The sequence below is a fragment of the Mesorhizobium sp. M2E.F.Ca.ET.219.01.1.1 genome (assembly GCF_004016445.2).
GTDB lineage: Bacteria > Pseudomonadota > Alphaproteobacteria > Rhizobiales > Rhizobiaceae > Mesorhizobium.
Map to the genome: position 1 here is coordinate 229,762 of NZ_SADT02000006.1, position 23,961 is coordinate 253,722.

Sequence of the window (23,961 nt, forward strand, 5' to 3'; positions counted from 1 at the left end):
AATCAACAGGAGTCTAGCAATCAAAGCCCCAATTCACCTCTCGATATTCTCGAAGGCGCCGATCCCTTGAGCGATCAGGTTGGTCGCCATGACCAGCGAGACGATCGCGCCTGAGTTGAAGACCACGACCCACCATTTGCCGCCGGTCAGGAAACCATAGCCTTCGGCGACCGCCAGACCCCAGTCGGCTGAAGGCGGCTGGATGCCGAGGCCGAGAAAGCTCAGCGTCGCGATCGAGAAAAAGGCGTAACCCAGCCTCGTGACGAGCTCGATGAGGATCGTCTCACGAATGTTGGGCAGGATTTCCAACACCATGATGGCGAAGGCATTCTCGCCGCCGAGACGGGCGGCGCTGACATATTCGCGTTCCTTCTGCTCGCGCACCGCGGCGCGCACGGTCCTTGCCACCAGCGGCGCATAGGCGATGGCGATCACCAGGATAACGGTAAGGTTCGAGGGCCCGAGCGCCACCAGCGTCATGGTGACCAGCACGATGAACGGGAAGGCCATCAGCGTGTCGAGCAGCCGCGCGCCGACCGCGTCGACCAGCCCGTCGAAATAGCCGAGCACCAGGCCGATGATGGTGCCGGCGGCGACGCCGCCAAGCGTGGCGAGCGGCGCCACCAGCAGGATATCGCGCGATCCGACGATGATGCGGGACAGCACGTCGCGGCCGAGATGATCGGTGCCGAACCAGTGCGCGGCATCCGGCGGCGTCAGCGTGGCGATGAAATCCTCGGCATAGGGATCGTAGGGAACCAGCCGGTCGCCGAACAAGGCGCAGGCGATCCAGAAGGCGAGGATGAGCGATCCAATGATGACGGAGAGAGGAAGGCCGCGAACGGCGCGGCCCAGCCTGCCGGCGACCCGCAGGAGAATAGGCGCGTGCGACGGTGCCGGGAACTCCAGGAGATCCATCATAGCGACGCCCGCCGCCGCTGCCGCGGGTCGAGCAGCGTCTGCGCGAGATCGCCCAGTGCGGCCGACAGCACGAAGATCGTCGCCATGACAAGAACGCCTGCCTCGAGCATTGGGAAATCGCGCGACTTGGCTGCGTTCAGAACCAGATTGCCGAGGCCCTGGATGCCGAACAGCGCCTCGATCACCACCAGCCCGCCGAGCATGTAGCCGCTCTGCGTCGCCAGCACTGCGATCGTCGGCGTCAGCGCGTTGGGCAGCACGTGGCGGACAATGACCTGCCAGCGATCAAGCCCTTTCAGCGTGGCGGTGCGCGTATAGTCGGCTGCAAGGGCCTCGATGACGCCGGCCCGCGTCATGCGCGCCAGATAGCCGGCAAGGTTGAGCACGAGCGGCAGCGCCGGCAGGATGAGATAGTAGCCGCTCGTCCAGAAGCCCGCGCCATCTGGCGCAGCACCCGTGATCGGCAGCCAGTTCAGCCACAGGCCGAAGACCAGGAGCAGGAGCAGGCCGGACACGAAATCCGGGACGATGCCGAAGGAGACGCCGGCGAGCACGATCAGCCGGTCGACCGGGCGGCCCCGGTTCAGGCCGGCGACGATGCCCGCGCCGACACCCAGCGGCACAAGAAACAAGAGGATGATGCCGGCAAGTGCGGCCGAGCGGCCGAGGCTTGCCAGCACGAAAGGCGCGACCGGCGCGCGCATCGACAGCGACGTGCCGAAGTCGCCGGTAAGCGCCGCGCTGAACCAGCGCCAGTATTGGACGAGCACGGGCTGGTCGGCGCCGAGCTGTCTGTTCAGCGCCGCGACGGCCTGCGCATCGGCGAAGGGACCGAGCATGACGCGCGCGACATCGCCGGGCAGGACCTGCCCGGCGAGGAAGACCAGCGCGCTGACCAGCCACAGAGTGAGGAGCAGCGAAGCAACGCGCGCCGACAAGGTGCGGCCGGTCAACATCCGTTGCCCCGGCCGGTTTGACGTTTCCGCGTCATGCCTGGACGAAGGAAACGCGATCGAGCAGGAGGTGCGAGATCGCGGTGAAGCGCACGCCCTCGACCTTCGCGCTGGCGATCCGGCTGTATTGCGAGAAGTAGGAGATGATCTCCGGCGTCTCGTCGAGCAGCAGGGTCTGGATCTTGCCGGCCGCGATGCGCTGCGTCTGCAGGTCGCGGGCCCTGCCGTATTCGACCAGCAATGCGTCATAGTCCGCATTCTTGAAATGCGCGGCGTTCCACGCGCCGTCGCTCTTCAGCGTCGCGTTGAGGAAGATGTCAGGCGTGCCGCGATGGCCGAAATCGGTGATGCCGAGATTGGAATCGAGCCAGGGCGAGCTGCCGAAGGTGGCGGAACCGTAATAGGCATCCTGCGGCAGGACGTTGAGCTTGATGTCGATGCCGGCCTTCTTGGCGAAGTTCTGGATGATCACGGCGTAGTCGGGAATGTCGTAGGCGCGTTCGGTGGTGAGCGTCACCTCGAAGCCGTTGGGCACGCCGGCCTCGGCGAGCAGCCGCTTGGCCTCGGCGATATCCTGCTTGCGCTGCGGCACCGACGGGTCGGCCGAGGGGAAGATCGGCGCGAAGGGCGTGTCGTTGCCGACGATGGCGCGACCCTTGAGCAGGCCCTTGACGATGGCTTCGCGGTCGAGGGTGAGCGCCAGGGCGCGGCGGATGCGCTTGTCGGTGAACGGCGCCTGGTAGGTCCTGAGATGCACGACGTCATGCGAGCTCGCCTGGACGCTCAAAAGCTTGAAGTTGGGATTGCCCTCGATCGCGAGTTCCAGGCGCGTGGTGCTCGGGATGACGTCGAGCTGGCCGGCCTGCAGCGCCACGACCTGCGCCTGCTCGTCGTCGAAGAATTTTATTTCGATCCGATCGGGCAGCGCCTTGTCGCCCCAATAATCGGGATTGCGCACGAAGCTGGCGCCCTGCTTGGGGCGGAAGGATTCGAGCTTGAACGGACCGGTGCCGTTGAAATTCTTCTCGAAGTCGCCGGCATAGTCGGCCGGCAGGATCACGGCGTTGTAGACGTCGGACGAGACATAGAAGGGGAAATTCGAGTTCGACTGGTCGAGATCGAAGGCGACGGTTTCATCGTCGACGATCTTGGCGCCGCCCTTGGAGAGGATGCCCTTGTAAGCCGAGAGCGCCGAGGAGCCGCTGTTCGGATCGACCAGGCGCTCGAAGCTCGCCACCACGTCCTTGGCGGTGACGGTGCGGCCGTCATGGAACTTCACGCCGGGCCGCAGCTTGAAGGTCCAGCGCTTGGCCGTCTCGTCGGCTTCCCAGGACAGAGCGAGCTTCGGCTGCAGTCCGTCCTTGGGATCGTCGAGGATCAGATATTCGCCAACCTGGCTGAGAACGCCGATGCTCGCCGGATCGGTGACGGTGACAGGATCGATCGCCTTGGTCGGCTGGCCGAGCCCGACGCGAACCGTGCCGCCGGCGGCAGCCGCGCGGGCCCGGGAGAAACCGAGGCCTTGCGAAGCGGCAAAGCCGGTCAGGCCGATGAGGGTTGCATATTTCAACAGGTCGCGGCGCTTGAGATAGCCCTTGGCGTATTCGTCGACGGCGACGTTCCAGATGTCGCCGGAGAGATTGCGAAGGGCGTCGATTTCGTTGCGTTTGGTCATTTTTGCCTCTGTGAAAAATCGTGGTTTGAAATGAAGTGGAGACGACGGGACCGGGTCAGACCGGCTGGCCGTCGAGATGGATGCGGTCGACTGCTTGCGGATAGAAGGCGATCAGCCCCTTGATCTTCGGCATCTCGGCGATCGGATCGCGGTAGGCCCAGGCGATGTCGTCGCGCAGCGAGCCATCCTTGAGCACGCCCGACCAGTAGGAGGCGATGCCCTTGTAGGGACATCGGGTCCTGGTCAGCGAGACCCTCAGCCGGTCGAGCCGGACATCTTCCGGCGGCAGATAGAAACGCGTCGGCAGATGCGTTTCGAACAGGAGCACAGGACGACGGCTGTCGGCGATCGGCTCGCCGTCGAACCATATCTCGACATGGCTGGAGCTCTGCAGCACGTCGATGCGCGCATAGGGATCGCGGGCATGGACGAAGACCTCTTCGTCTTCCTCGAACCACTGGTCGACGAGGTTCCAGGTGAAGGCGACGCGGCCGGCGAGCGGCGCCAGATTCTCGTCCGGCGGAGCGGTGAACGACCAGGCGGCATCGGCGGCGCGCCGGTCACCCGCTTCGATATCCCAGTATTTGGTCTCGCCGCCGACGGCATGCTGTTGCCCGTGCTTCGACGGCTTCAGCACCGACTGGTCGACCGCAGCCAGCGGGAAGAAATAGATCGGCAGGAAATGGTTGGAGCGCAGCACCAGAACGTTGCGGCTGTCGGCGATGACGCGGCCGCCGAACTTGACGCGGATGCGCTTGGGGCTGTGCAGGACATTGATCAGCTGCGGTGCGGTCGCTTCACGCGGCTGCAGTTTGGGTTGAGCGGTCATGACGGTCTCCCTCAGGACACGGCGCGCTGATTGGCGCGCTGCTCGGCGAAGCGGTTGGCAGGGCGGGCGAGGCCGAAGCGGTCGCGCAGCGTTCCGGGTGCGTATTCGGTCGGGAAGACGCCACGGCGCTGCAGCTCGGGCACGACCTGCTCGGCGAAATTGATCCAGTCTTCCGGCAACAGCGGGAACATCAGGTTGAAGCCGTCGGCGGCGCCCGCCTCGAACCAGTCCTGCAGCTGGTCGGCGATCTGCTTCGGCGTGCCGGCGACGGTCGGCACCGAGCCGCTGTTGGCGAGCTTTCGGGCGATCTCGCGCAGCGTCAGGTTCTGCGTCGCCCACTGCCTGACGCGATTGAGCGAGGTGCGGCCGCCATTGAAGGTGCTTTCGTCTGGAAGCTGCGGCAGCGGGCCGTCCGGCGGATAAGCCGAAAGGTCGATACCGCTCCAGCTCGACAGGAGATCGATGCCGACGCGATCCGGCAGCAGCGTCTGCAGGTAATCCTGCCTGTCGCGCGCCTCGGCCTCGGAAGCGGCGACGATCGGCAGGATGCCCGGCAGGATCTTGAAGCTTTCCGGCCGCCGGCCGTAGCGGGCGAGGCGCTCGTTGATGTCCTCGCGGTACCGGATGCCGTCTTCCCTGGTGCTGTAGATGGCGAAATGGGCGTCGGCATGGGCGGTGGCGAAATCCTTGCCGTCTTCCGAGGACCCGGCCTGGACGATCAGCGGATGGCCTTGCGGCGGCCGCGAGACGTTGAGCGGCCCGCGCACCTTGAAATGCGCGCCGCGATGGTCGAGCACATGGACCTTGTCGGGATCGGCGAAATAGCCGGTTTCCTTGTCGAACAGCAGGGCTTCGTCCTCCCAGCTGTCCCACAACCCCTTGACGATATCGAGGAACTCGGCGGCGCGCTGATAGCGGAAGGCATGCTCGATATTGCCGTCGCGGCCGAAATTGCGCGCCTCCTCGTCCATGGCCGAGGTGACCACGTTCCAGGAAGCCCTGCCCTGGCTGATATGGTCGAGCGAGGCGAACAGGCGCGCCACGTTGTAGGGCTCGCTGTAGGAGCTCGAGGCGGTGGTGATGAGGCCGATATGCTTCGTCACGCCGGCCAGCGCCGACAGCAACGTCAGCGGCTCGAGGCGGGCATTGGCGTAATGCGCGACGCCGCTCTTCACCGAATCCCAGATCGACACATGGTCGGCGACGAAGATGGTGTCGATCCTGGCGCGTTCGGCCGCCTGGACCAGCTCGCGGTAGTAATCGAAGCCGAGCACTTCCCGGCCAGGCGCGCGCGGATGGCGCCACGACATGCGATGGTCGCCCTGCGGGTTGAAGAAGAACGCGCTGAGGATCAGTTGATTTCGCGCCATGCCAGCCTCCGTGCAAGTCCACTTGGGAGACGGGCCGCCGCGTTGTCCGGCGTCCCGAGATCTCCAATTTGCAAAAGGCTAGATTGCGCTCTGCTATAATTCGAGTAATTTTATAGAGATAATATACTATTCAAGCGGAAGCGATTGCCCTTGATTAGGGCACCGGCAGAAAGCGATTTCGAGGTCTTGATGTCCCGTTCGGTACTGAATGTGGAGAAACTTTCCATCGCCTATGGCGGGAAAAGAGGATGGCAATCCGCCGTCGACGGCGTTTCGCTCAGCGTGGGCCAAGGCGAAGCGTTGGGGCTGGTCGGCGAGTCAGGCTCGGGCAAGAGCTCCGTAGCATTGGCCATTTTGCGCTATCTGCCGGGCAATGCGCGCGTGGCGGCGTCGGCGCTGGAATTCCAGGGGCGCGAGTTGCGCGAGCTTGCCGGCGAAGAGTTGCGCGGCCTGCGGGGCAATCGCATCGCCGCCGTCTATCAGCATCCGGGCGCCGCGCTCAGCCCGGCCATGACGATCGGCAGGCAGATCGGCGAGACGATCATGCGCCATCGCCCGGTGCGCCACGAGGAGGCGCGCTGGCGCTCGGCCGAGTTGCTAAAGCGCGTACGCGTCGCCAACCCGGAGCGCGTGCTCGACCTCTATCCGCATGAACTCTCCGGCGGCATGCAGCAGCGCGCCAACATCGCCATCGCCATCGCGCTCGACCCCGCGCTGCTGGTGCTGGACGAGCCGACGACGGCGCTCGACGCCAGCGTGCAGTCGGAAGTCATCGCGATCCTCGACGACCTGCGCCGCGAGCACAAAACCAGCATTCTTCTGATCAGCCACGACATCAACCTGATCCGCCGTTCCTGCGACTGCGTCGCTGTCATGCAGTCGGGCGCCGTGGTCGAGTGCGGCGATGCGCGTGAGGTCTTCGAAAACCCGGCCCATGCCTACACCAAGGCGTTGATCGCCTCGATCCCGGCGCTCAATTTCACCAAGCGCCACGGCCGGCTGGCCGAAATAGGCACGACTGTTCGCGATCGCCCCGAGGCGATAGGCGCTCCTGCCGCCCAAAGAGATTCCGATCAAAGTGACAGACAGGTCGCCATCGCCTGCAAGGGGATCAGTCATTCCTTCGGCGACCAGGCGGTGCTGCACAATGTCGACCTCAGCATCGGCCAGGGCGAGACCTTCGGCCTGATCGGCGAATCCGGCTCCGGCAAATCGACACTGGCGCGGATCGTCACCGGGCTGCAGACGCCCACTGAGGGATCGGTGGAGCTGTTCGGCAGGACGGTGGCGCCCCGCGCCGAGAGGCGGGCGCCAGGCGAGCGGCGCGACGTGCAGATGGTTTTCCAGTCGCCGGACCGCACGCTCAATCCGCGTCACCGGATCGGGCGGATCATCAGCCGGCCATTGCGGCGGCTTGCCGGGCTTGACCGCAGCGATGCAAGGAACCGTGTCGCCGAGCTTCTCCGCTCCGTCCGGCTAGCCGACACGACCGCCGAGCAGAAGCCGCGCTCGCTTTCCGGCGGCCAGCGGCAGAGGGCGGCGATCGCGCGGGCCTTCGCCGGCGCGCCGAAAGTGGTGGTGCTGGACGAGCCGACCTCGGCGCTCGACGTTTCGGTGCAGGCAACGGTGCTCAACCTGCTCAACGATCTGCAGCGCGACAGGGACACGACCTATCTGTTCATCAGCCACGACCTCAGGGTCGTGCGCTACATGGCCGACAGGATCGGCGTGCTCTATCGCGGCCGGCTGGTCGAGACCGGCACGTCGGAACAGGTCTTCCGCGGACCCAACCACCCCTACACCAAGCTGCTTTTGGCGGCGTCTTCAGATGAGTCGCCTATGGTCTCCGTCCAGGCGGAGATCGCGGCCGAGATAATTTCGAACAGCGGGTGCGCATTCGCCGGACGTTGTCCGTTGACGCAGCCCGATTGCCGGGAAGCGGAGCCACCCGCTACCGATGCGGGCGACGGCCATCTGATCGCCTGCTGGCGAACGGATGCGCTGCTGGCCGGCTAGCCGATCCTGTTTCCGCTCGCCGGATCGAAGAGATGCAGAGCCGCCGGATCGGCCGCGAGCCGGATGATGTCGCCCGGTCTCACGTCGCTGCGACCCATGACGAAGACGCAGATCTGCTGGTTGGCGAGCCTGACATAGAATTGCGTCGACAGACCGAGCGGCTCGACCACCTCGACCTCGGCCTTCAGCGCGCCGTCGTCGACCAGCTTGATGTGTTCCGGCCGCAGGCCAATGGTGAGCGCATCGCCGTCCTTAAGTGGCAGGCCATCCGGCAGCCGCAGCTTCTGGCCGTCGCCGAGCACGGCATCGACCTTGCCGTCCTTGGCGACCTTTGCCGGCAAAAAATTCATGCCCGGCGAGCCGATGAAGCCGGCGACGAAAGTGTTGGCCGGACGATCGTAAAGCTCGAGCGGACGGCCGACCTGCTGGACATAGCCGTCATGCATGACGACGATGCGGTCGGCCATGGTCATCGCCTCGACCTGATCGTGGGTGACATAGACCGAAGTGGTCTTGAGCTGCTGATGCAGCGCCTTGATCTCGGCGCGCATATGGACGCGCAATTTGGCGTCGAGGTTGGAAAGCGGCTCGTCGAACAGGAACACCTTCGGGTCGCGCACGATGGCGCGGCCCATGGCGACGCGCTGGCGTTGGCCGCCGGAAAGCTGGCGCGGCAGGCGGCCGAGATAGGCGTCGAGACCGAGGCGTTTGGCGGCGGCGCCCACGCGGCCGTCGATGGTCGTCTTCTCGGCCTTCTTGAGCATCAGGCTGAAGCCCATGTTCGAGGAAACGTCCATGTGCGGATAGAGCGCGTAGGATTGGAACACCATGGCGATATCGCGGTCCTTGGGCGCGACATCGTTGACCAGACGCTCGCCGATGCGGATCTCGCCGCCGGTGACTTCCTCCAGCCCGGCGATCATGCGCAGAAGCGTGGACTTGCCGCAGCCGGACGGGCCGACCAGCACGACGAACTCGCCATCGGCGATGTCGAGATCGACGCCGTGCAGGATGCGCAACGAGCCGTAATCCTTCTCGACGTTTTGCAGCGTGACGGAAGCCATCTTTTATCCTTTGACCGCGCCGGCGGTGAGGCCGGTGACGAGATAGCGTTGCAGGAAGGCGAAGAAGACACAGACCGGGATCAGCGCCAGGATTGAGGCCGCCATCATCTGCCCCCAGTCGACGGCGAACTTGCCGATGAAGGTGAGCAGGCCGACGGCGAAGGTCTTCTGCTCGTCGCTGGAGATCAGCATCAGCGCAAACAGCAATTCGCTCCAGGCGGCGGTGAAGACGAAGCCCAGCGTCGCCCCCATGCCAGGCAAGGTCAGCGGCACGATGACTCGCCGCATCGCTTGAGCTCGGGTGCAGCCGTCGATCATCGCGGCCTCCTCCAGGTCCTTCGGGATGCCGTCGAAGAAGGACTGCATCAGGAAGGTGGCGAAGGCGGTGTTGAAGGCGGTGTAGATGATGATCAGACCGATCAGGCTGTTGGTCAGGCCGAGATCGCCCATGATGCGATAGATCGGCGGGATGACCATGACCAGCGGGAAGGTCTGGGTGAGAAGCAACAGGATCGCCAGCGTCGCCTTGCCGCGGAATGTGAAGCGCGACATAGCGTAGCCGGCAAGCGTGGCGATGACCGTGACAAACGCGGCCGTCGACACCGAGACGATGACGCTGTTGAGGAAATAGCGCGGGAAGTCGGAGGCTTCGAGCACGGTGGCGAAGTTCTTGAGCGTCGTCTCAGACGGCCAGAAGGTGATGCCCTCGGAATAGAGCAGACGCTCGGGCGTCACCGAGATCTTCAGCGTCCAGAAGATCGGAAACAGCGCGAAGATCACATAAGTCGTGATGGCGGCATAGAGGCCGATGCCGCCGAAGATGCGCGAGGAGGTGGAGCGACCGGCGATCATCAGACGTGCCTCACCAGCGTGCGGCGGATAGCGATCAGTCCGATCGCATAGGCGATCAGCAGCACCAGAAGCAGCACCGCGACGGCCGAGGCATAGCCTTTGTCGAGCGACTTGAAGGCGCTGACATAGATGTAGACCGGCACCGTGCTGGTGGAGCCCGCCGGCCCGCCCTCGGTCATGACGAAGATCAGGTCGGCAAAGGTGGCGATCCAGATGGTGCGCAGCATGACAGTGATGACGATGGTCGGCGCCAGGAAGGGCAGCGTCACCTTGGTGAAGCGCTGCCAGGGCGAGGCGCCGTCAATGGCCGCGGCCTCATGCAGTTCGGACGGGATCGACTTCAACGCCGCCAAGAGCGTGATGGCGAAGAACGGGATGCCGAACCAGATGTTGGCGACGATCGGCCCCCACATGGCGGTGGCCGGATCGGACAGCACATTGGTTGGCTCGGCTTTTAAGCCCAGCGCGAACAGCCAGTGCGGCAGCGGCCCGATGATCGGGTTGAACAGCCAGGCCCAGGTGAGGCCCGAAAGGAAGGACGGCACCGCCCAGGGCAGGAAGACCACGGCCTGCACGACCTTGCGGCCGTAGAACGGCTTGTCGAGCAGCAGCGCAAGGCCCAGCCCCAGGAAGAACTGGAAGAACAGGCTGGCGACCGTCCACCACAGCGTGTTGATCAGCGCCTGTCCGAGCACCTGGTCGGAGAGCATCGCCTGGTATTGCGCAAGGCCGACATATTGCGACTTGAAGGCCGAGAATTTGCGGAAGGAATAGCTGATGCCGATGATCAGCGGCACCAGAAGCACCAGGACCAAGAGCACGATAGCCGGCGAAAGGTAGAGCCACGGCTCGATCGCGGCCTTGCTCGGCCGCCGTTTGCGCGGCAGCGCGGCGGATCGGATTTCGGACACTGCGTAGGTCATACGGTGCTCGCGGTGGTGGGTGGGGTGGTGCCGGCGTTGGCGACAGCGCCCTTCTCCCCGTTCACGGGGAGAAGATGCCGGCAGGCAGATGAGGGGCGGCGCGAACTTCTCAGAGCTTGGCGCTGCCCCTCATCCGGTCCTTCGGACCACCTTCTCCCCGTGAAACGGGGAGAAGGAAAAAGAGGCGCAAACCTGCGAAATGCTGGCGCTGCCCCTCATCCGTCACTTCGTGACACCTTCTCCCCGTGAAACGGGGAGAAGGAAGAGGCCAGCGCTTACTTCTTGTTCTTGGCCAGCCAGTCCTGCTGTTCCTTGGTCAGGAACTTGGCCCATTCGTCGGCCACGTCCTTGGCCGGCTTCTGGCCGAGCAGCACTTCCTGGAAGTTCTTGATGGCCACCTGGTCGACGAAGTTGCCGAGGTTTTCCAGATGCGTCGGCGGCGTCACCATCTCATATTTGGAGCTGTCGCTGAGCTCGGTGAACCAGCCCTTGAACTGCTCGGTCTTGAAATGCGCGTCCTGGTCGGCGCCGTTGTGGATCGGGATGACGCCGACTTCCTTGGCCCATTCCAGATTATCCTTCGGCGAAAGCAGCGTCGCCATCAGCTTCCAGGTCTCGTCCTTGTGCTGCGAGTTGGCGAACATCGCCCAGCCGGCATAGCCCAGCGTCGGATAGGATTTGCCGCTCGGGCCCACGGGGAGCGGCGCCACGGCGAAGTCGTCGGCGCTCATCTTGTCGGCGATGCCGAGCAGCGCGTCGGGATCCTGGTTGAGCATGGCGCAGGTGCCGGAATAGAAGCCTGTCACCGTTTCGTTGAAGCCCCAGCTCACGGCGTCCTTCGGCGCCAGGCCGTTCTTGTACATGTCGGCCAGCATCTGCAGGCCCTTGACCGAACCCTCGTCATTGATGGTCGACACACCGTCGTCGGTGAAGTAGCCGCCCTTGCCGTCGGCGATGTTCATGAACATGTGCATGCCGTTGAAGGCGCCGGGGCCGCCTCGCAGGCAGTAGCCATATTTACCGGGGATGGCCGAGATCTTCTTGGAGAAGTCGACGAACTCATCCAGCGTTGCCGGCGGACGGTCGAGGCCGGCTTCCTTGAACAGCTTCTTGTTCCAGAACAAAGCGTTCACATAGTAGCCATAGGGGATCATGAACTGGGTGTTGTTGACGGTCGAGCCGAACTGCTTGGCGCGGTCGCCCAGCGTCTTGGCGTCGTCCCATTTGGCCATATAGGGGCCGAGGTCCTCGAGCTGGCCGTTATTGGCATAGAGACCCATCCAGCGTTCCGGCATTTCGACGACGTCCGGCGTGTCGCCGGCCTGCACCATGGTGAGGAATTTTTCGAAGGCCTGGCCCCAGGGCAGCGAGACCACCTCCACCTTGATGCCCGGATTGGCGCTCTCGAATTCGGCGATCTGCTTCTTCAGGAATTCGGTGCGCGGCGGGCTGGTGATGACCTCGACCAGCTTGATGGTGGTGTCGGCCAGCGCGCCGCTGGCGGAAATCGCCAGGCCGGCGACGGCGGCAAGCATGAAGGTCAGTCTTTTCATGTTCAGGACTCCCATTTTGAACACTCGTTATTTTTTTGACTTGTCGAAGGCCTGGACGATGTCGGCCCAGAGATCCTCGACATTTTCCAATCCGACATTGAAGCGGATGGTTCGGGGGCTGACGCCGAAGCGCGCCATCGAATTGATGCCCGGTGTCTGCTCGAGCGAAGCCTTTGCCGGCACGACCAGGCTTTCATGGCCGCCCCAGCTGACGCCGATGCGGAAGAATTTCAGCGCATCGACGAAAGCCGGGATGTCGACGTCCTCGGTGACCTCGAAAGAGAACAGGCCAGCGTAGCCGGCTAATGTCTTCTTGCCGGGATGGTTGGAGTAGGCGGGGTGGTTGACGCGCTCGACCTTGCCGTACGCCTTCAGCCGCTCGGCGAGGATGAGCCCGCTCTTCATGTGATGCGGCAGGCGCAGCGGCAGCGTGCGCAGGCCGCGCAGCAAGAGCCAGCCTTCGAAGGGCGACAGCTTGCCGCCGAGCTGGGAATAGGTCTGCTCGTTGATGTGCTTGATGTGGGCGGCCGAGCCCGCCACCACGCCGGCGACGGTGTCGCTGTGGCCGCTCAGATATTTCGAGGCCGAATGCAGCACGAGATCGACGCCATGCGTGATCGGCTTCTGGAATACTGGCGAGGCCCAGGAATTGTCGATGGTGGTGACGATGCCCTGTTCCTTCGCCAGCCGGGCAAGATGCCCGATATCCTGCAGCTCGAACATCATCGAGGTCGGGCTTTCGAGGTAGAGCAGCTTGGCGCCGGGAAGTGCCGCGGCGACCGCATCGGGATCGGAACCGTCGACATAGTCGACCTTGATGTGAAGGCGCGGGAACAGCCGCTCGAACAGCCGGTAGGCATCGCCATAGCAATTGCGCACCACAACCATGCGCTCGCCGGCGCCGACGAAGGCGAGCACGGTCGCGCTGATCGCCGCCATGCCGCTGGAGAAGCCGCGCGCGGCTTCGGCCCCTTCGAGCGCCGCCACGCGCGCCTCGAACTCCATCACCGTGGGATTGTCGCCGCGCGAATAGATCGGCTGCTTCCTCCTGCCGGCGAAGGTGTCGGCCATGTCGGCGTAATTGGCGAAGGTGAAGAGCGAGGTCTGGTAGATCGGCGGCACCACCGCGCCGCCGGGAAACGGATCGTCATGCGCGAGCAGCGTCGCCGCCTCGCCGAGATAGTCGCTGGCCAGGGAGGCCGGGTCGAAAGTGTTGGGCTGCTCGTTCATCTGCGGTCCGAAAGTTTGAGGTTGGCTGCGCCGCGCTTCAGATCGTCCTCGACGGTGGCGATAAGCTTCAGCGCTTCGGCGCGGGCGCCTTCGGGGTCATGCGCGGCGATGCAATTGAAGATGGTGCGGTGATAAGGAAAGCTGGCATGGCCGAAATCGCGCACGCCGAGCGGATGTTCCCAGAAGCGGTGGAACATCTCGTACATGGCGGCGATGATCTGCTCGAAGAGCGGGTTGCCGGAGGCGCGGAAGACCGCCTGGTGGAATTCCCAATCCTCCTCCGAGGACATGCCGTCGCGAGTCTGGAAGGCCTCCTCCATGAGGTCGAGCTTGCGCTCGATCTCGGCGAGCTCGGCCTTGCCGGCACGAATGGCGCAAAGCGCGGCCGCCTCCGCCTCCAGCGCGCGGCGGATCTCCAGCGTCGCCATCAGGCCAGCGAAGTCGTTGCCGCCGGCGAGCGTCAGCGGCATATGCAGCATATCGGGCGAGACGGCGGCCTTGAGATAGGTGCCAGAGCCCTGGCGCCGCTCGACGAGGCCCAGCCCTTCCCAGCGGGTGAGGGCCTCGCGCACGGTGTTGCGGCTGACCTTGAGGCGTTCGGCCAGAATGCGCTCGGTCGGCAGTTTTTCGCCCGGCCCCAGAGCCTCCTGCCGCACGAATCCCGCCAATGCCTTCAGCACCGCGTCATCGCGGGCCGTCGTCTGGATCGGGGGCAAAAGATCGGTCAAGCCGGCTGCGCCTAAAGTGGTTCAATGGTCCAACCAATTTCTGCACAGGCGGAAAGATGAGTCAACAGTCGAAATGGGCAGGGGCTGGACAGCGCGGATACGCGCCATCCACCCCGTCATATCAGGCGGGGATACGCTTTGGCTCGGCAGCCCTGCGCTCCTGGCGCCAGCGCGCGAACATTTCCTCGCGGACCCGCCGCGAACCCAAAAGCCGCTCCTTGGCTTCCGCCAGGACAGAAGGCGAGGCCTCGGCCGGCGTGCCGGAGCTGAAGGGTGGCGCCGGCGCGTATTCAAGCGAGAGCTGCACGATTTCCGCTTCCGCCTGTCCGAGCAGTCTTGCGACCAGCGCCAAGCCGAAATCGATCCCCGAGGTGACGCCACCGGCGGTGATCAGCTTGCCGTCCTCGACGATCCGCGCATCGACGGGGATCGCGCCGAACTCTTCAAGGAAATCATGGGCATACCAGTGCGTGGTGGCGCGCTTGCCCTTGAGCAATCCGGCCGCGCCGAGCACCAGGGCGCCGCTGCACACCGAGGTGATGTAGCGCGCCTGCGCGGCGCGCTCCCAGACGAAATCGAGAACAGCCTTATCCTCGAGCAGCGCGTTGACGCCGCCACCGCCCGGAATGCACAGCACGTCGAGAGGCGGGCAATCGTCGAAGGTCGCTGTGGGAGTCAGGGAAAGCCGCGTCGACGACATCACCGGATTGCGATCCTTCCAGATCAGTTCCACCTCGGCGCCCTTGGCCGTTGCCAGGACTTCGTAAGGCCCAGTGAGGTCGAGCTGCTGGACATTGGGGAAGACGAGAATGCCGAAACGAAGGCTCATGGAAATCTCCACAGTTTGACTTGAGCAGGTTGACTTTGGGGGCAGGTTGACTTCGGGCAATCTACGGCATCATGCTTTGGCCCGATCGCCAATCATCCCTCGTTTCAGGCCAAAGCCATGCGCCGCATCGAAATCCTCGCCTATCCCGATATCCAGCTTCTCGACGTCAGCGGACCGCTTCAGGTTTTCGCCAGCGCCAACGACTTCAGGACGCAGGCCGGCGAAGCGGCCGCCTACGACGCCGTCGTCGTCGGCGCTTCGCCGCGAATCAGGACATCGTCCGGCCTGGTATTGGAAGCAGCAGCGCTGCCGGCGCACGGGACCGAGATCGACACGGTGATCGTGCCTGGCGGTTGGGGCGTCAACGCGGCCTGCGAGGAGGCTGAGCTGGTGCAGTGGATCATCGGCCGCTCGCGCGATGCGACGCGAACCGCCTCCGTCTGCAGCGGCGCCATGCTGCTGGCCGAGGCCGGCCTGCTCGACGGCCGCCGCGCGGTCACCCATTGGGGCCGCTGCGCGGAGTTCTCCAAGCGCTTTCCAAGGGTTCGGCTCGACCCAGACCCGATCTTCATCCGCGACGGCAATGTGTGGACATCGGCCGGCGTGACGTCGGGCATTGATCTCGCGCTTTCCTTCGTCGAGGCCGACCTTGGCCGGCGCATGGCGCTGGCGGTGGCGCGCGAGCTGGTCGTCTTCCTGAAACGCCCAGGCGGCCAGGCGCAGTTCAGCCAGACCCTCAAACTGCAGGAAGGCGACGGGCGCTTCGACCGGCTGCATGGCTGGATCCTGGACAATCTCAGCACCGATCTCTCGCTGGAGCAATTGGCCGACCGCGCCAATATGAGCCGGCGCAGTTTCTCGCGGCACTACCAGGAGGCGACCGGGCGGACACCCGCGCGCGCCGTCGAGGAGATCCGGATCGAAGCAGCGCGGCGGATGCTGGAGCGGGGACAGACCGTCGGCCAGACGGCCCGTCGCTGCGGCTTCGGTTCCGAGGAAACGATGCGGCGCGGCTTTCTACGCGTCCTCGGCACCAACCCGCGCGACTACCGCGAGCGCTTCTGAGCGCGATCGCTCGCGCCATGAAGCTGGGCTCAGCGATGTGACGCGCCGGAACTCGCGGTTGAAATTCGATTTCGTCTGGAGATAGATACGAGCATAGCGAAGGGCGGGCTGATCGACCTGATACGCGAGAATCTGCAACGGAGCTTGCAGGGCCCTATGTGATCTCGGCCTGCGCGAAAGGACTTCCGTGGCCTCCGGGCGTGATCTTACAGCGCCGCCGGCAAAGGCCCAATCGCCGCAAGGCCGGCTTCCGTCAGCGCGTAGACGCCGCGCTCGGCCCTGGCGAACCAGCCATAGTAATTGTGTAGAAGGATGCTGGCCGCACGTGGCGAAAGCGTCTTCAGGTCGCGCGGCCGTTTCGGGCCGTCGGCCATGGCGGCGGCGCAGGCGAGCGCCTCCTGCCGGTAGGCGGTCATGATCGGCTTCTTGCGCGTGCTGCCGCCGATCGACGGATCGCCCTTGCGGCGGTGATGCTCCTCGACCAGGCGCGAGCGCCGCCGCGGGTCGCGGCGCGGCGGCAAGGCGGCGGGGCTGAGCAGCAGCTCCACCTCACCCTCGGCGCTGACGCCGAGCAGGCCGAAGCCGAGGCGACGACAAAGCGCGCGGAAGCGTCGGTCGTGTTCCCGGCCCTTGCCGCGGGCCGACATCAAGGCGGCGAGCCACACTTCGTCACAGGCCGCTGCACGGTCGACGGCTTGCAGGACCAGCTCGAGGTTGAATTGCAGCTTGAGCTCGCAGATGACGACAACCGGCGGCTCGCCATCGCGCACGCCGACCACGTCGCAGCCGCCGACCTCGCCCTTGACGGCGAAATCCATGCTCTCGAGGAACCGCTTCACCGGCTCGTAGAGGGAAGTCTCCTGCATGCGACAGGCATAGCCGATTCGCGGCTGGTCGGCCCAGCGGCACCATTGGCGTCACGGGGACAGATGTCAGGCGCGATGCAGATAATCCTCAATCGACTTGGCCTTCATCTCGATCGAGAAACCGGGCGCCTGGGGCGGCATATAGGCGGCATCGCGGATGACGCAGGGCTCCAGGAAATGCTCGTGCAGGTGGTCGACATATTCGATGACCCGCCCGTCCTTGCTGCCTGACACCGCAACATAGTCGATCATCGACAGGTGCTGAACATATTCGCATAGGCCGACGCCGCCGGCATGCGGCCAGACCGGCAGGCCGAACTTGGCGGCGATCAGAAGCACGGCCAGCACTTCGTTCAGTCCGCCCATGCGGCAGGAATCGATCTGCACGACGTCGATCGCGCCGCCGGCGATGAACTGCTTGAACATGATGCGGTTCTGGCACATCTCGCCGGTCGCGACCTTGATCGGCGCGACAGCCTTGCGGATCTTGGCATGGCCAGCGACATCGTCGGGACTGGTCGGCTCCTCGATGAAGAAGGGCTTGGCGAAGGCGAGGTCCTTCAGCCAGTCGATCGCCTGATCGACCTCCCACACCTGGTTGGCGTCGATCATCAGGTACCGGTCCGGACCGATCACCTCGCGGGCGATCCGCAAGCGCCGGATGTCGTCGGCACGGTCGCGGCCGACCTTCAGCTTGATGTGGTTGAAGCCATCGTCGACCGCTTCCTGGCAGAGGCGCCTGAGCTTGTCGTCGGGGTAGCCCAGCCAGCCGGCCGAAGTGGTGTAGCAGGCATAGCCTTCGCGCTCGAGCGTGGCGATGCGGCCAGCCTTGCCGGCCTCGGCCTTCTTCAAAATCTCAAGCGCTCCAGCCGGCGTGATGGCGTCGGTGAGATAGCGGAAGTCGACGATGCGCAGGATCTCCTCCGGGCTCATCTCGCCGACGAGGCGCCAGACCGGCTTGCCGGCCTCCTTGGCCCACAGGTCCCAGACCGCGTTGACCACCGCGCCGACCGCCAGATGCATGGCGCCCTTATCGGGCCCGATCCAGCGCAACTGGCTGTCGCCGGTCACGTGATGCCAGAAACGGCCGGGATCCTGCTTCACCCAGTCGAGGTCGAGCCCGACGACGAGATGGCGCAGCGCCTCGATCGCCGCACAGCAGATCTCGTTGCCACGGCCGATGGTGAAGGTGAGGCCATGGCCTTTCAGCGACGGCACATCGGTGTCGAGGATGACATAGGCGGCCGAGTAATCCGGGTCCGGATTCATCGCGTCCGAGCCGTCGAGGCTTTGCGACGTCGGGAAGCGCAGGTCGAAGGTTCTGAGGTTTGTGATTTTCGTCATTGCTGCCTCGTGCTGGCCTGCCTCGTCATTGGATCGCCGGACAGGCCTCAGATCGACCAGCCGCCGTCGATGTTGTAGGCCTGTCCGGTCGTATAAGTCGCGCCGGCGAGATAGACAGCGAGATCGGCGATCTCTTCCGGCGTGCCGATCCTACCCATCGGCTGGCGGGCGATGAAGGCCGCGCGCGCCGCCTCATAGTCGCCCTGCGCCTGCATGCGGCCCTGAAGCGAGGGGCTCTCCACCGTGCCCGGGCAGATGGCGTTGCAGCGGACGCCCTTGGCGACATAGTCGGCGGCAATCGACTTGGTCAGGCCGATAACGGCGGCCTTGGTGACGCCGTAAGCAAAGCGGTTCGGCACGCCCTTGGGCGCGCCGGCAACCGAGGACATGTTGATGATCGCTCCGTCGCCGCGCTCCAGCATGCCGGGCAGCACGGCGCGGATGGTGCGGATCATGGCGCGCACATTGAGGTTGAAGGCGAAGTCGAGATCCTCGTCCTTCATCTCGAGGATCGAACCGGCATGGACGAAGCCGGCGCAGTTGAACAGCACGTCGACGCGGCCGATCTCGGCGAAGGCGGCCTTTACCGCCTCGTCATTCAGCACATCGAGTTTTCGCGTCCTGACCCCGGACGTCTTCGCGAGTTCGGCCAGGGCCGCCTCGTTGATGTCGGTGGCGTGGACGATGGCGCCGGCCTTGGCGAAGGCCAGCGCGCTTGCCCGTCCGATGCCCTGCGCGGCCGCCGTGACGACCACGACCTTGCCTGTGATGTCAGCCATTCTTCTGTCTCCGTCTTTCAGCCAGGCCGTCGCTCGACGATGTAGATGTGGTCCGCGGCCAGCACGACCTCGTCGCGCTGGTTCAAAACCTCGACGCGTTCGATGACGCGTCCGGCGTTTGGCCGTTTCGGATCGTCTTCCTTGGCCGCGATGGTGGTGCGCGTGCGGATGGTGTCGCCGATGAAGACTGGCTTGATGAAACGCAGCCGGTCGTAACCATAGGAGAAGGCGACGGGGTTGATGACACTCGCCGTCAGGCCGACGCCGACCGAGAAGACCAGCGTGCCATGCGCGATGCGCTGGCCGAACGGCGTCGTCTTCATGAACTCGGCATCCATGTGGTGCGGGAAGAAATCGCCGGTGTGGCCGGCATGGATGACGAAGTCGGTCTCGGTGATGGTGCGGCCGCTGGTGAGGCGCGACGAGCCGATCTCGTAATCCTCGAAATAGGTGGTCTGTTCCATGTCCGGCCTTACGGCTTTGCGGCCAGCGGCGTCGCCGGCGCGGCGCTCGATTTATAGGCGGCTTCGACCAGCGCCATGGTGTGCCAGGCGTCCTCGACCGAGCTGACCAGCTCGGCGTCCTCGCCGGACGCGAAGCGCTGGACATTGGCCATGCGGCCGACAAAGGCATCGGGGAACCATTCGCCGGCAAGCGGGACGGTGACCCACTCCGAGCCGCCCTTGGGATGGATTTCCAGAATGTCCGGCTCGCCGCGCGGATAGTCGAGGTTGAGGCCGAGCTTGACATAGGCCGCGCCCTCGGTGCCGCAGATGCGGAACTCGCAAGCCTGGTAGCGGCGGCCGAATTTGTGGTCGTGGTTGATCGAGAGCCCGCAGCGCACCGTGTCGCCATAATCGAGGATGGCGCTGGTGCGGGTCTGCGCGACCTTGTGGTTGGGATGGCCGAGCGTTTTGGCATGCACGCCGAGCGGATTGCCGAGAAGCTGGCGGATCAGGTCGAGATAGTGGATCGAATGCATGGCGATCTCGACGCGCGGCGCCTTGAGCAGGAATTCCCATAGCTGCCAGGGCGTGTCGAGGGCGAGCAGCGCATCGAAATCGACGACCTCGCCCAGCCAGCCCTTGGCGATGGCGTCCTTCAGCGCCAGCATCATCGGCGCGAAGCGGAGCTGGAAATTTACCGCGGCTTTGAGCTTTTTGGCGCGGCAGATTTCTAGGATTTCCGTTGCCTCGCCGAGATAATTGCCCATAGGCTTCTGGATCAGCGCCACGGCGCCGCCGGGCAGAGCTTTCAGCACCTCGGCATGCCGGCCCGGCGGCGTGGCGAGATCGAAGATCGCGTCCTTCACCGCTGCTGCCTCCTCGATCGAGCCGAACGCCGTCACGCCCCATGTCTCGGCAAGCTTCCGCGCCTTGGCCTGATCCGGATCGTAGAGGCCGGAAATCGGGAAGCCGCCCTTGCGATAGGCGGGAAAATGCGCGTCGCCGACGATCGAGCCGGCGCCGAAGGTGACGATCGGGCGCGGTTTCGAAGGCTTCGGCCAGGACTGCGTCAGCGATGCCGGATCGAAGGCATCAGTCATGATGAAAAACCTCGTCCATCGACGCCCACCACTCGCCTGCCTTGCGCGTTTCCAGCGGCTCCTGGCAGGGCATGCATACCGACCACCATTCCTGGGTCTTGGGATCGGCTGCCATCTTGGCCATGTCGGCGGCGTAGTCGGTGCCGTGATATTCGAAATAGGAGAAAAGCAGGTTCTCCGGCCGCTTCAGGTAGATCGAATAGTTCTTGATGTTGCAGGCCGAGATCATGGTCAGCACATCCGGCCAGACGGCGGCATGGAGCCGGACATATTCCTCGACCTTCTCTGGTTTCAATCCGAGCACCATGCCCATACGCTGCATAACCGCCTCCCTATTTCACGATCGCCGTGGTGAATTCGGCGATGCTTCTTGCCTTCACGGCTTCCCAGTCCCAGTCGATGCCGATTCCCGGCTCGCCGGGCGCCAGCGCATGGCCATCCTCGATGCGCATCTTGGCGCCCGTCAACTCGTCCAGCTGCGGAATATACTCGACATATTTGCCGTTCTGGATGGCGCAGACCAGGCTGACATGCAACTCCATCAGGAAATGCGGGCAGACCGGCATGTCGAAAGCCTCCGCCGCATGCGCCACCTTCAGCCATGGCGTGATGCCGCCGATACGGCCGACATCGACCTGGATGATATTGGCGCCGCCTTTCTGCATGTACTCGCGGAAGTGCCTGATCGAATAAAGCGATTCGCCGACGGCGATTGGCGTCGCCGTCGAATTCGACAGCCGCACATGGCCGTCGATGTCGTCGGCCGGCAGCGGCTCCTCGATCCACGCGAGATCGAGCTCGCGCAGCCGCTCGGCGCGGCGGATCGCCTCGTCAACGGAAAAGCCCTGGTTGCAGTCGGTCATGATCTCGTAGCCGTCGCCGACCGCCTTGCGCACGGCCGATAGCCGTGAAAAATCCTCGGAGCCGTGCGGCTTACCGATCTTGACCTTCGAGCCGGTGAAACCCTTGGCCTTCGCTTCCAGCGCATCGTCGACAAGTGCGGCCGTCTCGATATGCAGCCATCCGCCTTCGGTGGTGTAGAGCGGACAGCGGTCCTTGGCGCCGCCGGCAAGCTTCCAGAGCGGCAGGTTCTGCTTCCTAGCGCGCAGATCCCAAAGCGCTGTGTCGATCGCGGCCAACGCGATCGCCGTGATGGCGCCGATGGTGGTGGCGTGGGTGGCGAATTCGAGCTCGTGCCAGATCGCCTCGATCTGGTCGGCGTCGCGGCCAATCAGGCGCGGCGCGAGATGGTCGGCCAGAAGCCGCATCACCGACGAGCCGCCGGTGCCGATCGTGTAGCTGTAGCCGGTGCCTGTTGCACCGTCGGAGTCAGTGATGGTGACGATCGGCGTTTCCTGGCTAACGAAGCTCTGGATGGCGTCCGTGCGCTTCACCTTCGGCACCAGGTCGACCATGCGCAGTTCGATTTTCTCGATCTTCGCCATGTCAGTTCCTCAGCGACTTGCCGGTTTCGGCGGAAAACAGATGCGCGCGGCTCAAGTCAAAACTCATGCCGATCCTGTCGCCGGCTTTCAGCGGCTTGGGATTGAGCATGCGCGAGACCCAGTCGACGCCGTTGAACTCGGCGAAGACCAGCGTTTCGTTGCCGAGCGGCTCGGTGATGCTGACCGGCAGATCGACGCGGTGGACTTCGGTTTCGCCGCCGGAGCTCAGGCCGTGACCGGTGGGGTAGAAGTCGTCGGGGCGGATGCCGAACACGACCTTGTCGCCGGCCGCTGTCTTAGACTTGAACTGCCCGGGCAGCGGCAGGCTGTCGCCGCCGCTGAAAACCAGCCTGCCGTCGCTCACGGTCGCCTCGTGCAAATTCATCGGTGGCGAGCCGATGAACCCGGCGACGAAGCGGGTGGCGGGTCGGCTGAACACCTCGTCCGGCGTGCCGACCTGCTCGATGTAACCGGAGCGCATGATGACGATGCGGTCGGCAAGCGTCATCGCCTCGACCTGGTCGTGGGTGACATAGATGACGGTCGACTTCACCTTGGCATGCAGCTTCTTGATCTCGGTGCGCATCTGCGTCCTGAGCTTGGCGTCGAGGTTGGAGAGCGGCTCGTCGAACAGGAAAACATCGGGATCGCGCACGATGGCGCGGCCCATGGCAACGCGCTGGCGCTGACCGCCGGAGAGCTGCGAGGGCCGGCGCTCGAGCAGTTCGTCGAGGCCGAGGATGGCGGAGGCTTCGGCGACCCGCCGGTCCATGTCGTCCTTGGCGGCACCCGCGATCTTCAGCGAGAAGCCGAGATTCTCGCGCACCGTCATATGCGGATAGAGCGCGTAGGACTGGAACACCATCGAGATGTTGCGCGAGCGCGGCGGCAGGTCGTTGACCACGCGGCCGTCGATGTCGATGTTGCCGCCGCTGATATCCTCGAGGCCGGCGATCATGCGCAACGTCGTCGACTTGCCGCAGCCCGATGGGCCGACCAGCGCGATGAACTCGCGGTCGGCGATGTCGAGATCGATGCCGTGCACGATCTCCATATTGCCGTAGCGCTTGGTGAGCTTTTTCAGCGAAACCGTTGCCATGAAGTTCAACCTTTCACCGCGCCGGAGGTGAGGCCGCCGACGAGGTGTTTCTGGACGATGTAGGTGAGGGTCAGCGCCGGGATGATCATCACAACGGCTAAAGCGCACATGCCGCGCCAGTCGATGGTGAACTCGGCCGTGTAGTCGAGCAGCCCGACGGGCAGCGTCTTGGAGTTGACGGAACGGGTCAACTGCGAGGCGAGCGCGAACTCGTTCCAGCAGGTGAGGAAGGCAAAGATCGCGGCCGAGGCGATGCCCGGACGCGCCAGCGGGAATTCGACCTGCCAGAAGGCCTGCCAGCGCGTGCAGCCGTCGATCTGCGCTGCTTCGGCCAAATCCTTCGGCACCTGGCGGAAAAAGCCATCGATCAGCCAGATGGTGAAGGGGATGTTCAGCGCCACATAGGCGAGGATCATGCCGAAATGCGTGTCGATGATGCCGAGCCGCGCATAGACGAAGAAGAGCGGCAGCGACATGGCGATGCCTGGCACGGTACGGGTCAGCATCAGGCCGAGGAACATGCCCGACTTGCCGCGAAACCTGTAGCGGGCGAAGGCGTAGCCGCCGGCCATGCCGATGGCCACTGCTATCACCGTCGAGGTGACCGAGATGATCAGCGAGTTGCGGAAATAATCGAGCACCGGAATGCCGCCTTTGCCGATGCCGGAGAACATGGCGACATAGGCATCGAAGGACAGCTCTTGCGGGATCCAGACCGGCGGCTTGGCCATGATCTCGACGGTTGGCCTGAGCGACGACAGCACGATCCAGATGCCCGGCAGGCAGATCAGGAGCATGGCGAGGAACAGGCCGATGCGATGCGCGACGGTCAGCGTGCGGCGGATCAGGCGGGCGGAGGCGTTCTCGTCCATCA

The 23,961-nt window shown here is 64.5% G+C and carries 23 protein-coding genes; 2 read left to right on the forward strand and 21 right to left on the reverse strand.

Translation table 11 applies throughout. The annotated features are described in order from the left end of the window. Positions 1–33: 33 nt before the first annotated feature. The 5 genes from EN862_RS27015 to EN862_RS27035 are packed head-to-tail and all read right to left on the reverse strand — an operon-like array spanning position 34 to position 5,748. Positions 34–921 carry an ABC transporter permease gene (locus tag EN862_RS27015; RefSeq protein ID WP_127866538.1) on the reverse strand — a complete coding sequence of 296 codons (888 nt, stop codon included), beginning with the start codon at positions 919–921 and terminating at the stop codon, positions 34–36. Further along, on the reverse strand, positions 918–1,877 hold the full coding sequence (locus EN862_RS27020; protein ID WP_127866539.1) for an ABC transporter permease: 960 nt from the start codon (positions 1,875–1,877) through the stop codon (positions 918–920). The genes EN862_RS27015 and EN862_RS27020 overlap by 4 nt, the downstream gene beginning before the upstream one ends. Before the next feature lie 31 nt (positions 1,878–1,908). Then, complete coding sequence (locus tag EN862_RS27025; RefSeq protein ID WP_127866540.1) at positions 1,909–3,549, reverse strand: ABC transporter substrate-binding protein; 1,641 nt, start codon at positions 3,547–3,549, stop codon at positions 1,909–1,911. Positions 3,550–3,604: 55 nt separating this feature from the next. After that, positions 3,605–4,378 (reverse strand): DUF427 domain-containing protein, encoded by a 774-nt coding sequence (locus EN862_RS27030; RefSeq protein ID WP_127866541.1) that lies wholly within the window; start codon positions 4,376–4,378, stop codon positions 3,605–3,607. Between the two features lie 11 nt (positions 4,379–4,389). Then, entirely contained in the window at positions 4,390–5,748 is a 1,359-nt protein-coding gene (locus tag EN862_RS27035; RefSeq protein ID WP_127866542.1) for an LLM class flavin-dependent oxidoreductase, read from the reverse strand. A gap of 189 nt (positions 5,749–5,937) precedes the next feature. On the opposite strand from EN862_RS27035, the gene EN862_RS27040 reads away from it, so the two are divergent. After that, on the forward strand, positions 5,938–7,764 hold the full coding sequence (locus EN862_RS27040; RefSeq protein ID WP_127866543.1) for an ABC transporter ATP-binding protein: 1,827 nt from the start codon (positions 5,938–5,940) through the stop codon (positions 7,762–7,764). On the opposite strand, the gene ugpC (EN862_RS27045) is transcribed toward EN862_RS27040, so the two are convergent. The 7 genes from ugpC (EN862_RS27045) to EN862_RS27080 all read right to left on the reverse strand — a co-directional run bounded on the left by ugpC (EN862_RS27045) (position 7,761) and on the right by EN862_RS27080 (position 14,943). Beyond that, complete coding sequence (ugpC, locus tag EN862_RS27045; protein ID WP_127866544.1) at positions 7,761–8,828, reverse strand: sn-glycerol-3-phosphate ABC transporter ATP-binding protein UgpC; 1,068 nt, start codon at positions 8,826–8,828, stop codon at positions 7,761–7,763. The genes EN862_RS27040 and ugpC (EN862_RS27045) overlap by 4 nt on opposite strands. 3 nt (positions 8,829–8,831) lie before the next feature. Further along, positions 8,832–9,680, reverse strand: a complete 849-nt coding sequence (locus EN862_RS27050) for a carbohydrate ABC transporter permease (RefSeq protein ID WP_127866545.1) — start codon at positions 9,678–9,680, stop codon at positions 8,832–8,834. Continuing rightward, positions 9,680–10,603: a sugar ABC transporter permease gene (locus tag EN862_RS27055; RefSeq protein WP_127866546.1), complete on the reverse strand. Its 924-nt coding sequence runs from the start codon at positions 10,601–10,603 to the stop codon at positions 9,680–9,682. The genes EN862_RS27050 and EN862_RS27055 overlap by 1 nt, the downstream gene beginning before the upstream one ends. A gap of 275 nt (positions 10,604–10,878) precedes the next feature. Then, positions 10,879–12,156 (reverse strand): sugar ABC transporter substrate-binding protein, encoded by a 1,278-nt coding sequence (locus EN862_RS27065; RefSeq protein ID WP_127866548.1) that lies wholly within the window; start codon positions 12,154–12,156, stop codon positions 10,879–10,881. Between the two features lie 27 nt (positions 12,157–12,183). Then, entirely contained in the window at positions 12,184–13,386 is a 1,203-nt protein-coding gene (locus EN862_RS27070) for a PLP-dependent transferase (RefSeq protein ID WP_127866549.1), read from the reverse strand. Beyond that, on the reverse strand, positions 13,383–14,114 hold the full coding sequence (locus EN862_RS27075; protein WP_112128255.1) for a FadR/GntR family transcriptional regulator: 732 nt from the start codon (positions 14,112–14,114) through the stop codon (positions 13,383–13,385). The genes EN862_RS27070 and EN862_RS27075 overlap by 4 nt, the downstream gene beginning before the upstream one ends. Before the next feature lie 121 nt (positions 14,115–14,235). Continuing rightward, positions 14,236–14,943, reverse strand: coding sequence for a DJ-1/PfpI family protein (locus EN862_RS27080; RefSeq protein ID WP_127866550.1), 708 nt, complete (start codon positions 14,941–14,943; stop codon positions 14,236–14,238). Between the two features lie 117 nt (positions 14,944–15,060). Between EN862_RS27080 and EN862_RS27085 the strand changes: the two genes are divergently transcribed. Then, positions 15,061–16,008, forward strand: coding sequence for a GlxA family transcriptional regulator (locus EN862_RS27085; RefSeq protein ID WP_127866551.1), 948 nt, complete (start codon positions 15,061–15,063; stop codon positions 16,006–16,008). Positions 16,009–16,214: 206 nt separating this feature from the next. Here the strand turns inward: EN862_RS27085 and EN862_RS27095 are convergent, their stop codons facing one another. The 9 genes from EN862_RS27095 to EN862_RS27135 all read right to left on the reverse strand — a co-directional run bounded on the left by EN862_RS27095 (position 16,215) and on the right by EN862_RS27135 (position 23,959). Next, positions 16,215–16,874, reverse strand: a complete 660-nt coding sequence (locus EN862_RS27095; protein ID WP_127866553.1) for a DUF2161 family putative PD-(D/E)XK-type phosphodiesterase — start codon at positions 16,872–16,874, stop codon at positions 16,215–16,217. 66 nt (positions 16,875–16,940) lie between these two features. Next, positions 16,941–18,218 carry an L-fuconate dehydratase gene (locus EN862_RS27100; RefSeq protein ID WP_127866554.1) on the reverse strand — a complete coding sequence of 426 codons (1,278 nt, stop codon included), beginning with the start codon at positions 18,216–18,218 and terminating at the stop codon, positions 16,941–16,943. 47 nt (positions 18,219–18,265) lie between these two features. Further along, positions 18,266–18,997, reverse strand: coding sequence for an SDR family oxidoreductase (locus EN862_RS27105; RefSeq protein WP_127866555.1), 732 nt, complete (start codon positions 18,995–18,997; stop codon positions 18,266–18,268). A 17-nt stretch (positions 18,998–19,014) separates the two neighbouring features. Then, positions 19,015–19,461 carry a MaoC/PaaZ C-terminal domain-containing protein gene (locus tag EN862_RS27110; protein WP_127866556.1) on the reverse strand — a complete coding sequence of 149 codons (447 nt, stop codon included), beginning with the start codon at positions 19,459–19,461 and terminating at the stop codon, positions 19,015–19,017. 8 nt (positions 19,462–19,469) lie between these two features. Next, complete coding sequence (locus EN862_RS27115) at positions 19,470–20,543, reverse strand: Gfo/Idh/MocA family oxidoreductase (RefSeq protein WP_127866557.1); 1,074 nt, start codon at positions 20,541–20,543, stop codon at positions 19,470–19,472. Then, positions 20,536–20,865 carry an L-rhamnose mutarotase gene (locus EN862_RS27120; RefSeq protein WP_127866558.1) on the reverse strand — a complete coding sequence of 110 codons (330 nt, stop codon included), beginning with the start codon at positions 20,863–20,865 and terminating at the stop codon, positions 20,536–20,538. The genes EN862_RS27115 and EN862_RS27120 overlap by 8 nt, the downstream gene beginning before the upstream one ends. 10 nt (positions 20,866–20,875) lie before the next feature. Then, positions 20,876–21,988: a mandelate racemase/muconate lactonizing enzyme family protein gene (locus tag EN862_RS27125; protein WP_127866559.1), complete on the reverse strand. Its 1,113-nt coding sequence runs from the start codon at positions 21,986–21,988 to the stop codon at positions 20,876–20,878. A 1-nt stretch (position 21,989) separates the two neighbouring features. Continuing rightward, positions 21,990–23,087 carry a sn-glycerol-3-phosphate ABC transporter ATP-binding protein UgpC gene (gene ugpC, locus EN862_RS27130; protein ID WP_127866560.1) on the reverse strand — a complete coding sequence of 366 codons (1,098 nt, stop codon included), beginning with the start codon at positions 23,085–23,087 and terminating at the stop codon, positions 21,990–21,992. Between the two features lie 5 nt (positions 23,088–23,092). Continuing rightward, positions 23,093–23,959, reverse strand: a complete 867-nt coding sequence (locus EN862_RS27135) for a carbohydrate ABC transporter permease (RefSeq protein ID WP_127866830.1) — start codon at positions 23,957–23,959, stop codon at positions 23,093–23,095. Between the last annotated feature and the right edge of the window lie 2 nt (positions 23,960–23,961).

Coding starts and splice junctions, on each gene's coding strand:
- EN862_RS27015 (WP_127866538.1), bottom strand. CDS start 921: ATGATGGATCTCCTGGAGTTCCCGGCACCGTCGCACGCGCCTATTCTC.
- EN862_RS27020 (WP_127866539.1), bottom strand. CDS start 1,877: ATGTTGACCGGCCGCACCTTGTCGGCGCGCGTTGCTTCGCTGCTCCTC.
- EN862_RS27025 (WP_127866540.1), bottom strand. CDS start 3,549: ATGACCAAACGCAACGAAATCGACGCCCTTCGCAATCTCTCCGGCGAC.
- EN862_RS27030 (WP_127866541.1), bottom strand. CDS start 4,378: ATGACCGCTCAACCCAAACTGCAGCCGCGTGAAGCGACCGCACCGCAG.
- EN862_RS27035 (WP_127866542.1), bottom strand. CDS start 5,748: ATGGCGCGAAATCAACTGATCCTCAGCGCGTTCTTCTTCAACCCGCAG.
- EN862_RS27040 (WP_127866543.1), top strand. CDS start 5,938: ATGTCCCGTTCGGTACTGAATGTGGAGAAACTTTCCATCGCCTATGGC.
- ugpC (WP_127866544.1), bottom strand. CDS start 8,828: ATGGCTTCCGTCACGCTGCAAAACGTCGAGAAGGATTACGGCTCGTTG.
- EN862_RS27050 (WP_127866545.1), bottom strand. CDS start 9,680: ATGATCGCCGGTCGCTCCACCTCCTCGCGCATCTTCGGCGGCATCGGC.
- EN862_RS27055 (WP_127866546.1), bottom strand. CDS start 10,603: ATGACCTACGCAGTGTCCGAAATCCGATCCGCCGCGCTGCCGCGCAAA.
- EN862_RS27065 (WP_127866548.1), bottom strand. CDS start 12,156: ATGAAAAGACTGACCTTCATGCTTGCCGCCGTCGCCGGCCTGGCGATT.
- EN862_RS27070 (WP_127866549.1), bottom strand. CDS start 13,386: ATGAACGAGCAGCCCAACACTTTCGACCCGGCCTCCCTGGCCAGCGAC.
- EN862_RS27080 (WP_127866550.1), bottom strand. CDS start 14,943: ATGAGCCTTCGTTTCGGCATTCTCGTCTTCCCCAATGTCCAGCAGCTC.
- EN862_RS27085 (WP_127866551.1), top strand. CDS start 15,061: ATGCGCCGCATCGAAATCCTCGCCTATCCCGATATCCAGCTTCTCGAC.
- EN862_RS27095 (WP_127866553.1), bottom strand. CDS start 16,874: ATGCAGGAGACTTCCCTCTACGAGCCGGTGAAGCGGTTCCTCGAGAGC.
- EN862_RS27100 (WP_127866554.1), bottom strand. CDS start 18,218: ATGACGAAAATCACAAACCTCAGAACCTTCGACCTGCGCTTCCCGACG.
- EN862_RS27105 (WP_127866555.1), bottom strand. CDS start 18,997: ATGGCTGACATCACAGGCAAGGTCGTGGTCGTCACGGCGGCCGCGCAG.
- EN862_RS27110 (WP_127866556.1), bottom strand. CDS start 19,461: ATGGAACAGACCACCTATTTCGAGGATTACGAGATCGGCTCGTCGCGC.
- EN862_RS27115 (WP_127866557.1), bottom strand. CDS start 20,543: ATGACTGATGCCTTCGATCCGGCATCGCTGACGCAGTCCTGGCCGAAG.
- EN862_RS27120 (WP_127866558.1), bottom strand. CDS start 20,865: ATGCAGCGTATGGGCATGGTGCTCGGATTGAAACCAGAGAAGGTCGAG.
- EN862_RS27125 (WP_127866559.1), bottom strand. CDS start 21,988: ATGGCGAAGATCGAGAAAATCGAACTGCGCATGGTCGACCTGGTGCCG.
- ugpC (WP_127866560.1), bottom strand. CDS start 23,087: ATGGCAACGGTTTCGCTGAAAAAGCTCACCAAGCGCTACGGCAATATG.
- EN862_RS27135 (WP_127866830.1), bottom strand. CDS start 23,959: ATGGACGAGAACGCCTCCGCCCGCCTGATCCGCCGCACGCTGACCGTC.